Raw genomic sequence first — 11,608 nt, 5'->3', positions numbered from 1 at the left:
GGCCGGGGCGGGGCCCCGGCCGCGCGCGTGCGCCCACTCCAGGACGTTCAGGAGCTGGACGGGGCTCTCGACGAACGCCAGCCGGCCGGTCATGCGGAGACGAGGCCCTGGACCCGGCGGAGCTTCTTCATCGGGCCGAGCTCCGACTCGTACACCTTCTTCACGCCGTCGCCGAGCGCGGCCTCGATGGTGCGGATGTCGCGGACGAGGCGCTCCAGGCCCTGCGGCTCCACGGAGGCGGCCTGGTCCGAGCCCCACATGGCGCGGTCGAGGGTGATGTGGCGCTCGACGAAGGTGGCGCCGAGGGCGACCGCCGCGAGGGTGGTCTGGAGGCCGGTCTCGTGGCCGGAGTAGCCGATCGGGACGTTCGGGTACTCCTCCTGGAGCGTCTGGATGACGCGCAGGTTCAGCTCCTCGGCCTTGGCCGGGTAGGTGGAGGTGGCGTGGCAGAGCAGGATGTTCGCGCTGCCCAGGACCTCGACGGCGTGGCGGATCTGCGCCGGGGTCGACATGCCGGTGGAGAGGATGACGGTGCGGCCGGTGGCGCGCAGCTCGCGCAGCAGCTCGTCGTCGGTGAGGGAGGCGGAGGCGACCTTGTGGGCCGGGACGTCGAACTTCTCCAGGAAGGCGACGGCCTCGGTGTCCCACGGGGAGGCGAACCAGTCGATGCCGCGCTTCTTGCAGTGCTCGTCGATCTGGCGGTACTCGTCCTCGCCGAACTCCACGCGGTGGCGGTAGTCGATGTACGTCATCCGGCCCCAGGGGGTGTCGCGCTCGATGTCCCACTGGTCGCGCGGGGTGCAGATCTCCGGGGTGCGCTTCTGGAACTTGACGGCGTCGCAGCCGGCCTCGGCGGCCACGTCGATCAGCTTGAAGGCGTTCTCGAGGTCGCCGTTGTGGTTGATGCCGATCTCGCCGCAGATGTAGACGGGCCGACCAGGACCGGCGGTCTTCGGGCCGAGGGTGCGCAGACGGGTGCTCATGGTGGTGCTTCCTTCAGTTCGAGAGAGGGGTGGGGGTGTTCAGCTCGGGTCCGAGGAGCCAGGCGGCGATCTCCCGGATCGCTCCGAAGCCGCCCGGGGTGGCGGTGACCGCCCGGGCCGCGGCCCGTACGGAGTCGTGGGCGCTGCCCACCGCGACGGGCCAGCCGACGAGGTGGAAGCAGGGCAGGTCGTTGACGTCGTTGCCGGCGTAGAGGACGCGCGCGGGGTCGATCGACTCCGCCTCGCACCACTCCTTCAGCGCCAGGTCCTTGCGGTCGATCCCGTGCAGGACGGGGATCTTCAGCTTGCGGGCGCGGGCGGCGACGACGGGGTTCTGTTCGGTGGAGAGGATGAGGACGGGCAGTCCGGCGCGGCGCAGGGCCGCGATGCCGAGGCCGTCGCCGCGGTGGGCGGAGACGAACTCCCGGCCCTCCGCGTCGAGGTGGACCCGGTCGTCGGTCTGGGTGCCGTCGAAGTCGAGGACGACCGCGTCGACGTCGGCGAAGGCCGGGGTGGCGGGCTCGTCGAGGAGCGGCGCGAGGGCCTTGGCGCGGGCCAGGTCGTGCGGGTCGTCGATCTCCAGGACGCGGGCCGGATCGGTGACGACGACGGCGGTGCGCCCGAAGAAGCGGTGGCCGTGGGTACGGAATCCGGCCGCGTCCATCGCGTAGACGGCGCCGGTCTCCAGGTACTCGGGCTCGCGGTCCTGGCGGCGCGGCCGGTGGGCCTTGTCGTGGTTGACGCCGACGGCGCCGGTCGCGCCGTCGGAGGTCTCCCTCCACAGGAAGCCGTGCGAGGGGGCCGCGGTGAAGGCGGTGTCGGCGGCGCCGGAGGTGATCCGGGCGGCGGCCTCGGCGACCTCCCCCGAGGTGAGGAAGGGGCTGGTGCACTGGACGAGGAGGACCACGTCGGCGGTGCGGCCGTGCGTCGCCTCGAAGGCGTCGAGGGCGTGCAGCACGGCGGACTCGCTGGTGGCGGTGTCGCCGGCGATCGACGCCGGGCGCGGGACGGCCTCGGCGCCGAAGGCGCGGGCGGCGGCCGCGATGGCCGGGTCGTCGGTGGAGACGGCGACGTCGGTGACGCCGACGGCGCCGAGGCAGGCCCGGACGGCGCGGCCGACCAGCGGGATCCCGGCGACCGGGGCGAGGTTCTTGGCGGGGACGCCCTTGGAGCCGCCCCGGGCGGGGATGACGGCGAGCACGGTGGGGCTCGGCTTCGAGGTGGGCATCACAGTTCTCCCAGGCGTCGGACGACGGGGGCCACGCGCTGGACGCCGTGGCGGTAGGCGCCGCGCGCCGCCTCGCGGACGATCCGGCGCAGCCCGCTGTCGCGGACCGGGGGCGCGGTGACGTCCAGGCGGTGGCGGGCGAGGATCCCGGGCAGGTAGCCGGGGGCCGTCTCCGCGGTGTAGTAGGGGCTGATCGGGGGGAGTTCGGGCAGCGCGAGGAGCTCGGCGACCCGCGCGCGGGCGGCGTCGAAGGCGGAGTCGTACCCGCCGTCGGAGGCCACGCCCTGGCGGGACAGCCACTCCTCGTCGGGCTCGGGCGTCTCGCCGCGGTCGAGCCGGTCGAAGGAGGTGAGGAGGCCGGAGCCGATGAAGTGGTGGTTGCCGTTCACCTCGCGGACCCCGCAGTCGGTGAGGATCGCGGTGGGGATCCGGCGGTGCAGGGCCTCCAGGGCGGCCGTGGAGGAGACGGTGACCAGCAGGTCGGTGCGGTCCAGGACCTCGCCCATGTGTCCGTACACGAGGCGGAAGTTGGCGGGCGGGTCCAGGTCGCGCACCAGCCTCTGGTACGGGTGCTCCTCCAGGTGCGTGGTGTGCTCGCCCGGCTTGGAGCGGAGCTTCAGGAGGACCTCGCGCCCGGGGTGCAGCCGGGCGTGCCGGACCAGCCGCTCCAGGACGTACGCCCGCTCGGCGCGGGTGACCGGGACCGACGGCTGGGCGGCGAACACCAGGGTGTCGCGGCCCTCCTCGGGGCGGTACGGCGCGCCGCCGAGGAACGGCAGGGCGGCCTCGACGACCGACCCGGCGCCCGCGCCGACCCCTTCGTACACGGCGCGGAACCGGTCCGCGTCGTGACGGGAGTTGGCGAGGACCACGTCGGCGCCGTGGCGCAGCAGCAGTCCGTCGGCCAGCTTCTCGTAGACCACGCCGACGTAGCCGGTGACGACCACCGGCCGGCGGTCGAGGCCGAGGTCGGCGAGGCCCTGGAGGACGGCCCGGACCGTACCGCCGACCAGCGCGAGGACGATCACGTCGTACCGCTCGCCGCGCATCTCCGCGTCCCGCACCTCGCGCAGGAACTCCGCGCCGGTCACCTCGCGCGGGGCGGCCGTGGAGGCCCCCGTCTCGGCGAGCTGGCGGGCGGTGGGAGTGGCCCGGCCGCGCAGGACGAAACCGGCGGGCTCGGCCGGACGGACGGGGTCGGCGGAACCGGCGGGACCCTGGGGCCCGTCGCCGGAGCCGGGGGTCCCGGCGTCCGCCGCGGTGATGCGGCGCGCGGTGAGCGCACCCCATTTCCACCGGGTGTCGGAATCCGCGAGTACGGCGATCCGTACCGCTTCACTGGAACTTGCTGGCACGTCGAGGACGCTAGAAGGGCATTCCGGTCTACGGCCCAACTGGGCGGCAACAAACGGTGAACAGCACCTCTCCGCGATCTGAAGCGGCCCGGGATTCAGCCGGTGGACCGCCCGAAAACCCCTTGGGTAAAGGCGGTTAAGAATCCCGCCGCTTCGTGTTCACCGAAAGTCCCCCGGCCGGTCGGCGAAGCGGCCGGGGCGGCGCCTAGCGTCGGCCGCGTGGTCAAGCTCTCCGTCGTCGTGCCGTTCTTCAACGTGCAGACATACGCCCCCGACACGCTCGCCAGTCTGCGCGCCAACGCCCGCGACGACGTCGAGTTCCTCCTCGTCGACGACTGCTCGTCCGACGACACCCCGGACATCCTCGAACGGGCCGCGCGCGAACTGCCCGGCGCCGTCCTGATCCGGCACGAGCGGAACGAGGGCCTGGCGACCGCCCGCAACACCGGCCTCGACGCGGCCCGCGGCACCTGGGTCACCTTCCTGGACGGGGACGACTGGCTCTCCCCCGGCTACTACGGGCGCCTGGTCGCCGCCGCCGAGGACCTCGGCTGCGACTTCCTGCGCACCGACCACACCTCGGTCACCGGCCGCGCCCGTTCGGTCCGCCGGGTGCCCGTGCCGCGCCGCGGCGAGGTCCTCGACCCGCGCGGGGCGATCCTCCCCGCCCACCGCACCACCTCCGTCGACTACCCCTTCGCATGGGCCGGGATCTACCACCGCCGGCTCCTCGACCGGGGCCTGCTGCACTTCCCGCACGGGCTGCGCACCGCCGAGGACCGGCCGTGGATCTGGCGGCTGCACCGCGAGGCGGAATCCTTCGCGGCCATCGGAGAACTCGGCGTCTTCTACCGGCGCGGAGTGGCGACCTCGCTCACCCAGATCGGCGACGTCCGGCAATTGGATTTCATCCGCGCATTCGACCAGGTCGTCGAGGAGACCGCCCGGGACAAGGACGCGGACCGCTTTCTCCCGAAAGCCGTCCGCACCTATTGCGCGGTGATCGCCCATCACGTCGGATCCATCGAGAAGTTCGAGCCCGAGGTGGCCCGGCAGCTGAAGGCGATGAGCGCGGGCGCGCTGCGCCGCATGCCCCAGGACGTCCTCGACGAGGCGCTGACCGCGATGGGCGGCGACCGCGCCGCGGTCCTGCGCAGACTGCGCCGCCGGCGCCCCGCACCGCCGCCGCCGGCCCCGCCGGGCGGCCGGGGCCCGGCCACCGGCCCGACCCCCTCGGAGGTGGCCGCGTGAGCACGGCCCGCGACACGACCCAGATCTTCGCCGCGTCCACCCTGTACGGCGCGGTCACCCTGGCCGCCGCCATGGACAGCGGCTGCTTCGACAGCGCGGCCCGCCGGATCCTGCTCGTCACCGACAACGCGCCGATCCCGGAGACCACCCCGGCCTTCGTCGCGTCCGAGGGCTTCGCCCGGATCCGCGACCGCTTCGACGAGGTGCTGTCCTGGAACGAGACGATCTCGCCCCTCCACCCCGGCGGCTGGACCCCGCGCGGCCAGGACGTGCCGATGCTCCAGCGCCACCTCCACACGCTCTGGGGCCTCGGCGACGACCGGATCGAGCTGGTCCTGGAGTCCATCCAGGTCACCCCGGCGCTCGCCCTCGCCACCCTCCTCCCGGAGGCGGCGATCACCGTCTACGCGGACGGGCTGATGAGCTACGGCCCCACCCGCAACAAGATCGACCCGCTGGTCGGCGGCCGGGCCGCCCGCCTGCTCCACCTCGACCTGGTGCCGGGCCTGCGGCCGCTGCTGCTCGGCGAGTTCGGCACGGTGCCGGAGACCGTACCGGTGGAGGCGTTCACCGAGGTCGTCGAGGAGCTGGCGGGCACCGACGCGCCCGCCGCCGCCGGCGAGGGCCCCGCCCTGCTCCTCGGCCAGTACCTGGCCGCGCTGAACCTGATGACGGCCGCCGAGGAGGAGGAGCTGCACCTGGACATGGTGCGCGGCGCGGTCGCCCGCGGCCACCGGCGCCTGGTCTTCAAGCCGCACCCCACCGCGCCCGACTCCTGGACGCGTTCGCTCGGCGAGGAGGCGGACCGGCTCGGCGCCGAACTGTCCGTGGAGACCCGCCCGGTGCTCGCCGAGGTGCTCTACCGCGAGCTGCGGCCCGCGCTGGTCGTCGGCTGCTTCTCGACGGCGCTGATGACGGCCCGCACCTTCTACGGCCTGCCGGTCGCCCGGGTCGGCACCCGGGAGCTGCTCCAGCGGCTCACGCCGTTCCAGAACAGCAACCGGATCCCGCTGACCGTGGTCGACGCGGTCGTCCCGCCTCTGGTGCCGGGCCCGGAGGACGACGCGCCGGTGACGGACGCCGCCCGCCTGGACGACCTGGTCGCCGCCGTCGGCTTCGCGATGCAGCCGAACATACGGGCCGACCTGCGGGAGGCGGCGGTACGCCACCTGTCCGGGCCGTACGCCGAGCGCACCCGGCACCACTTCACCCGCCGCCGGCTCACCGTCCTCGACCTCCCGGGCGGGCTGCCGGTCCCCCGGCACCCGAAGGTCCGCCGGCTGGCGCGCCGGGCGCTGCGGCTGCGCAAGGCGCTGAGGAAGTAGCCCCCGACCGGCCCGGGACCTGTGCGGAGGTCCCGGGCCCCGCCGCCGTCAGGAGCGGCGGATCGGCTCCTGGATCTCGGTCACCCAGCCGGCCGGGTCCTCCGGGCACTCCAGGTACAGCTCGCGGGCGTAGCCGGCGGAGGCGTAGCCGTTGGTGTCGATCCAGGAGGCGAGGGCCTGCGCGGTCGGCAGGACGTCGTCCATGGAGCCGCGGTGGACGACGGTGGCGGCCTCCTCGATCCCGGCCAGCACGTGCACCCGCACGCCCTCGGCCTCGGTGCCGTCGGGCACGGTCATGCAGGCGTGCACGACGACCGAGCCGTCGCCCTTCCCCGCGTCCTCGTAGTACGCGATCCCGGGCCCGAAGCCGGTGACCCCGGCGGCCTCCAGACGGCCGCACAGCTCGCCGTACAGCGGTCCGATGACGGGCGTGATGTCCTCCGGCTCGAAGCCGGCGGCGGCCGCGCTCAGCTCGGCGATCCGGACGGCGGGGATCTTCTTGACGACGACGTCCTGCGTGGACATGCGTCCCTCGCTCTCGATGGCTCGGAGCCGCGCACCGACCTGGGCGAGCCGGGCCCGCGCCTCTTCCAGCGCCGTTTCCAGCTCGGTCCGGCGCAGCCGCAGCATCCCGCGCAGCTCGTCCGCGCCGATCTCGTCGTCGAGGATGGCCCCCACCTGTTCCAGGGTGAAGCCGAGGTCCTTGAGCGCGATGACGCGGTTGAGCCGGGCGAGCTGGTCCGCGCTGTAGAAGCGGTAGCCGCTGTGCGGGTCGACGTGGGCCGGGCGCAGCAGTCCGATGCCGTCGTAGTGACGCAGCATCCGGACCGACACCCGCCCGTGCCGGGCGAAGTCTCCGATGGCAAACATGACGCCCCCTACGGAACGGCCTCACATGGTGTGAGGGTCAAACGGCACGGGTCCGGCGTCAGGCGGCGCTGCTGAGGGAGAGTTTCACGGCGAAGCCGAGGAAGAGGGCGCCGGCGGCGGAGGTGGCGCCGGCGGAGAGGCGCTTGCGGCGGCGGAAGGCGGCGGAGAGGCGGGTGCCGCTGAAGATCAGGGTGGTGAGGTAGAGGAAGCTGCCGAGCTGGAGCAGGGAGCCGAGGACCAGGAAGGAGAGCGCCGGGTAGGCGTAGGAGGGGTCCACGAACTGCACGAAGAAGGAGATCAGGAAGAGGATCGCCTTCGGGTTGAAGAGGCTGATGATGAGCGCCCGGCGGTAGGGGTGCTCGGTGGAGCCGCTCTCGGCCGCCGTCTCGGTGGCGGCGGCGGGTTCGCGGCGGGAGCGCCACAGGTCGAGGGCGGCGCGGAGCATGCCGTACGCCATCCAGGCCAGGTAGCCGGCGCCCGCGTACTTGACGACGGTGAAGAGCAGCGGCGTGGTCTGGAGCAGGGAGGCCGCGCCGAGGGCGGCCAGCGTCATCAGGATCGTGTCGCCGGTGAAGACGCCCGCGGCGGCTTTGTAGCCGGTCCTGGTGCCCTTGCGGGCGGCCACGGACAGCACGTAGAGCGAGTTCGGCCCCGGGAGGAGGATGATGAGGACGAGCCCGGCGAGATAGGTCGGCAGATCGGTGACACCCAGCATGGGCGGAGTGTCGCACACGAGTACGACACTCCGCTGTGACCTGCGTCTACGAGGGACCGTCAGGGCCCGTCCGACTAGAAGACGTCGCTGGGGACGTAGGTGCCCCAGACCTCGCGCAGGGCGTCGCAGACCTCGCCGACGGTGGCGCGGGCCTTGAGCGCGTCCTTCATCGGGTAGAGGACGTTGTCCGTGCCCTCGGCCGCCTTCTTCAGCTCCGCCAGCGCCGCGTCGACCGCCGCCTGGTCCCGCTCGGCCCGCAGCTTCGCCAGCCGGTCGGCCTGCTGGGCCTCGATCGCCGGGTCGACCCGCAGCGGCTCGTAGGGCTCCTCGACGTCGATCGTGTAGCGGTTGACGCCGACGACGACCCGCTCGCCGGAGTCCGTCTCCTGGGCGATGCGGTACGCCGAGCGCTCGATCTCGCTCTTCTGGAAGCCGCGCTCGATCGCGTTGACCGCGCCGCCCAGCTCCTCGACCTTGGCCATGAGCTCCAGCGCGGCGGCCTCCACGTCGTCCGTCATCTTCTCGACGACGTACGACCCGGCGAAGGGGTCCACGGTGGCGGTCACGTCGGTCTCGTACGCGAGGACCTGCTGCGTGCGCAGCGCGAGGCGGGCGGACTTGTCCGTCGGCAGGGCGATGGCCTCGTCGAAGGAGTTGGTGTGCAGCGACTGCGTGCCGCCGAGCACGGCCGCCAGGCCCTGGACGGCGACGCGGACCAGGTTGACCTCGGGCTGCTGGGCCGTGAGCTGCACGCCGGCGGTCTGGGTGTGGAAGCGGAGCATCAGCGACTTGGGGTTCTTCGCGCCGAACTCCTCCTTCATCACCCGGGCCCAGATCCGGCGGGCGGCGCGGAACTTCGCCACCTCCTCCAGGATCGTCGTCCGGGCCACGAAGAAGAACGACAGGCGCGGCGCGAAGTCGTCGACGTCCATGCCGGCCGCGACCGCCGTGCGGACGTACTCGATGCCGTCGGCCAGCGTGAAGGCGATCTCCTGCGCGGGCGAGGCACCGGCCTCGGCCATGTGGTAGCCGGAGATCGAGATGGTGTTCCACTTCGGGATCTCGGCGCGGCAGTACTTGAAGATGTCCGCGATCAGCCGCAGCGAGGGCTTGGGCGGGAAGATGTACGTGCCGCGGGCGATGTACTCCTTCAGCACGTCGTTCTGGATCGTGCCCGTGAGCTTGTCCGCGGGGACGCCCTGCTCCTCGCCGACGAGCTGGTACATCAGCAGCAGCAGCGAGGCGGGGGCGTTGATCGTCATCGACGTCGACACCTTGTCCAGCGGGATCCCGTCGAACAGCACCCGCATGTCGTCGACCGAGTCGATCGCCACGCCGACCTTGCCGACCTCGCCCGACGCGATCGCCGCGTCCGAGTCGTGGCCCATCTGGGTGGGCAGGTCGAAGGCGACCGACAGGCCCATCGTGCCGTTGTCGATCAGCTGCTTGTACCGGGCGTTCGACTCCACGGCGGTGCCGAAGCCGGCGTACTGCCGCATCGTCCACGGCCGTCCGGTGTACATCGACGGGTACACGCCGCGCGTGAAGGGGTACGCGCCCGGCTCCCCCAGCTTCTCCGCCGGGTCCCAGCCCTCCAGAGCGTCCGCGCCGTACACCGGCTCGATGGGCAGTCCCGACTCCGACTCGCGCGCCATTGCTTGTGCCTCCCGATTGACCTGCTGCCGCTCTTCGCGGTACCGACCCTCGCGACGGACTGTAGCGGCGGGTGTGCGGCCCGGAGGAGGCCAGCACGCTGGGACCTTCCTCACAGCATGACCACTCGATCGAACGGGTGCGCAACCGAAGGGGTACGGGAAGCATCCCTATGGGCACAGTTCATTCCCCGGGGGGCCACCATGAAGCGTTCATCCGCCATACGCAGAGCCGTTCTCGCGACCGCCGCCGTCGCGCTCGTCGCCACGGGCTGTACGGCCCAGGCGGCGGGATCGGGGGGCGGGAAGCCGTCGGCGCCGACGACCGGCGCGTCCGCGCGCCCGTCCGCGTCCTCGTCCGCGACTCCTCCGGCTCCGTCCGCGTCCGGGACGGCGACGCCGGACGGGAAGCCGTCGTCGCCCGCGCCCGCCGCGAAGGCGCTGATGAAGGACGGCGACGAGAACGAGCAGGTGCGGGAGCTCCAGGCGCGGCTGCGCCAGCTGGACTACTTCGACCGGGCGCCGACCGGCTTCTACGGTTCGATCACGGCGAAGGCGGTCTCGGGCTTCCAGAAGAAGCGGGGGCTCCCGGAGACGGGGTCGGTGGACGGGGCGACCTGGCAGCGGCTGCTCGGGATGACGAAGAAGCCGACGGCGGACGAGCTGAAGCCGTCCACCACCAACAAGCTGGACACGCCGGACGCGCGCTGCATGACGGGCCGGGTGCTCTGCATCAGCAAGGAGAGCCGGACCCTGGCCTGGATGATCGACGGCCGGGTGGTGTCGTCGATGGACGTGCGCTTCGGCTCGGAGAACACGCCGACCCGCGAGGGCATCTTCTCGGTGGGCTGGAAGGCCAAGGAGTGGACGTCGACGATCTACCACACGCCGATGCCGTACGCGATGTTCTTCAGCGGCGGCCAGGCCGTGCACTACTCGGCGGACTTCGCGGCGCGCGGCTACAACGGCGCGTCGCACGGCTGCGTCAACGTCCGGGACCGGGCGAAGCTCTCGGCCCTCTTCGACCAGGTGAAGGTCGGCGACAAGGTCGTCGTCCACTGGTAGCGAACGGGGAGAGGAGAAGGGGCGCGGGTGGGACCGGGGGAACGTGCCCCACCCGCGCCGGGTGCGCGGAGCCGTAGGTACGGGGGGAACCCCGGCTCTCTGCGCGGCCGATGACCAGTCGGCTCACTCCTTACTGCGCCGGCGGGCCCGAAAGTGTCACACCCCCGTGCCGGGGGCTCCCGTCGGGCAGGTCTCCGGGGCGGGCGCGGCAGCCGTGAGCCGGGTGTCCCGGCGGGTGTCCCGGCGGGTGTCCGGCTCCGTCCGCGAGGGCGGCCGGGTGTCCGACCGGGCCGCCTTCGGCCTGAGCCGGGGCCGGTCCTTCGGGTCGGGCTTGTCCGTGCCGTTGCCCTTGGCGCGCTTGCGGCCGGGGTCGGAGGGGGTGGGGACGGTGCCGTGGCCGAGGTCCGAGTCGTTCCCGTCGGCCCCGTCGTTCTTGTCGTCGCCCTTGTCCCCGGCGTCGTTCCCGCCGGTGTCCTCGCCCTTGTCCTTGTCCTTGTCGCCGCCCTTCCCGTCCGCGGGGGTTCCGGCCGCGAGGAGCCGGTCGCAGTAGGCGCGCAGGGAATCGCCGGCGCGCAGGGCGCCGGAGAGCCGGCGGCGGTCGGCCGCGTCGAGGCGGCCGGCGCGGTACTCGCGGCAGGCCCTGGCCCTGCGCTCGCCCTCGGTGTCGTCCCGCTGCCCGGCGGTGGGCTCGGCCGGGCCGCGGCCGGGGGTCCCGCCGGAGGCGGTGGCGTCGGGCCGGGCCGTGGGGCTGGTGCCGGGGGCGGACGTGCCGGCGGGGTGGCCGGCGTCGCGGGACGGGTCCGGGTGGCTCTCGATGCCGGCGGAGGGCGTCGCGCGCGGGTCGGGCGGGGTGGCGGTCTCGGCGGCGGTGACCGTGCGGGAGGGTTCCCGGTCGCCCAGCGGGAGCACCCCGGTCCCGGCGGCGACGGCGACGCCGCCGACGGTGACGGCGGCGAGCGCGGCGGCCAGTCCGTAGCGCAGGGAGCGTCCCCACGACCGGCCGGCGCCGGTCGCGGTGGTGAGTCGGACCCGTCCGAGGTCGGCGGAGACGGCGGCGGTGGCGGCGGCCCGGGCCGCGGCGCGGGCCGCTGTGGCGGTGCGGAAGGCGGTGAGTGCGGCCTCCTCGCCGGCGAGCGGGGCGCCGGGGGCGGGAGCGGCGGCGGC

At 73.4% G+C, this 11,608-nt stretch carries 10 protein-coding genes; 3 read left to right on the top strand and 7 right to left on the bottom strand.

Translation table 11 applies throughout. The annotated features are described in order from the left end of the window. Window positions 1–89: 89 nt before the first annotated feature. From IE321_RS38600 to IE321_RS38590, 3 genes are read right to left on the bottom strand one after another with little or no spacing between them, the layout of a single operon-like run. Entirely contained in the window at window positions 90–983 is an 894-nt protein-coding gene (locus IE321_RS38600; RefSeq protein ID WP_190226356.1) for an N-acetylneuraminate synthase family protein, read from the bottom strand. A gap of 13 nt (window positions 984–996) precedes the next feature. Further along, window positions 997–2,211, bottom strand: coding sequence for an acylneuraminate cytidylyltransferase (locus IE321_RS38595; protein WP_043225884.1), 1,215 nt, complete (start codon window positions 2,209–2,211; stop codon window positions 997–999). Next, window positions 2,211–3,566, bottom strand: coding sequence for a DUF6716 putative glycosyltransferase (locus IE321_RS38590; protein WP_190226355.1), 1,356 nt, complete (start codon window positions 3,564–3,566; stop codon window positions 2,211–2,213). The genes IE321_RS38595 and IE321_RS38590 overlap by 1 nt, the downstream gene beginning before the upstream one ends. 219 nt (window positions 3,567–3,785) lie before the next feature. Between IE321_RS38590 and IE321_RS38585 the strand changes: the two genes are divergently transcribed. Both IE321_RS38585 and IE321_RS38580 read left to right on the top strand, forming a co-directional pair. Next, window positions 3,786–4,817 carry a glycosyltransferase family 2 protein gene (locus tag IE321_RS38585; protein WP_043225885.1) on the top strand — a complete coding sequence of 344 codons (1,032 nt, stop codon included), beginning with the start codon at window positions 3,786–3,788 and terminating at the stop codon, window positions 4,815–4,817. Next, window positions 4,814–6,142, top strand: coding sequence for a polysialyltransferase family glycosyltransferase (locus IE321_RS38580; RefSeq protein WP_190226354.1), 1,329 nt, complete (start codon window positions 4,814–4,816; stop codon window positions 6,140–6,142). The genes IE321_RS38585 and IE321_RS38580 overlap by 4 nt, the downstream gene beginning before the upstream one ends. A gap of 48 nt (window positions 6,143–6,190) precedes the next feature. Here the strand turns inward: IE321_RS38580 and IE321_RS38575 are convergent, their stop codons facing one another. From IE321_RS38575 to IE321_RS38565, 3 genes are all read right to left on the bottom strand, one after another. Beyond that, window positions 6,191–7,012 (bottom strand): MerR family transcriptional regulator, encoded by an 822-nt coding sequence (locus IE321_RS38575; RefSeq protein WP_190226353.1) that lies wholly within the window; start codon window positions 7,010–7,012, stop codon window positions 6,191–6,193. A 58-nt stretch (window positions 7,013–7,070) separates the two neighbouring features. Further along, a complete protein-coding gene (gene leuE / locus IE321_RS38570; protein WP_043225888.1) occupies window positions 7,071–7,727 on the bottom strand; it encodes a leucine efflux protein LeuE in 657 nt (218 codons plus the stop codon). A 74-nt stretch (window positions 7,728–7,801) separates the two neighbouring features. Next, window positions 7,802–9,382 carry an acyl-CoA mutase large subunit family protein gene (locus IE321_RS38565; protein WP_043225889.1) on the bottom strand — a complete coding sequence of 527 codons (1,581 nt, stop codon included), beginning with the start codon at window positions 9,380–9,382 and terminating at the stop codon, window positions 7,802–7,804. 201 nt (window positions 9,383–9,583) lie between these two features. On the opposite strand from IE321_RS38565, the gene IE321_RS38560 reads away from it, so the two are divergent. Beyond that, the gene (locus IE321_RS38560) at window positions 9,584–10,444 is read left to right on the top strand and encodes a L,D-transpeptidase family protein (RefSeq protein WP_063766050.1); all 861 of its coding nucleotides are present in this window, start codon (window positions 9,584–9,586) and stop codon (window positions 10,442–10,444) included. A 156-nt stretch (window positions 10,445–10,600) separates the two neighbouring features. Here IE321_RS38560 and IE321_RS38555 read toward each other — a convergent pair. Then, window positions 10,601–11,608 (bottom strand): hypothetical protein (locus IE321_RS38555; protein WP_190226352.1); only part of this gene is annotated, 1,008 nt, incomplete at its 5' end.

This window comes from Streptomyces hydrogenans (assembly GCF_014656075.1).
Taxonomy (GTDB): Bacteria; Actinomycetota; Actinomycetes; order Streptomycetales; family Streptomycetaceae; genus Streptomyces; species Streptomyces hydrogenans.
Note: the sequence above shows the minus strand (reverse complement) of the source record. Positions and strands in the feature narration are given on the sequence as shown.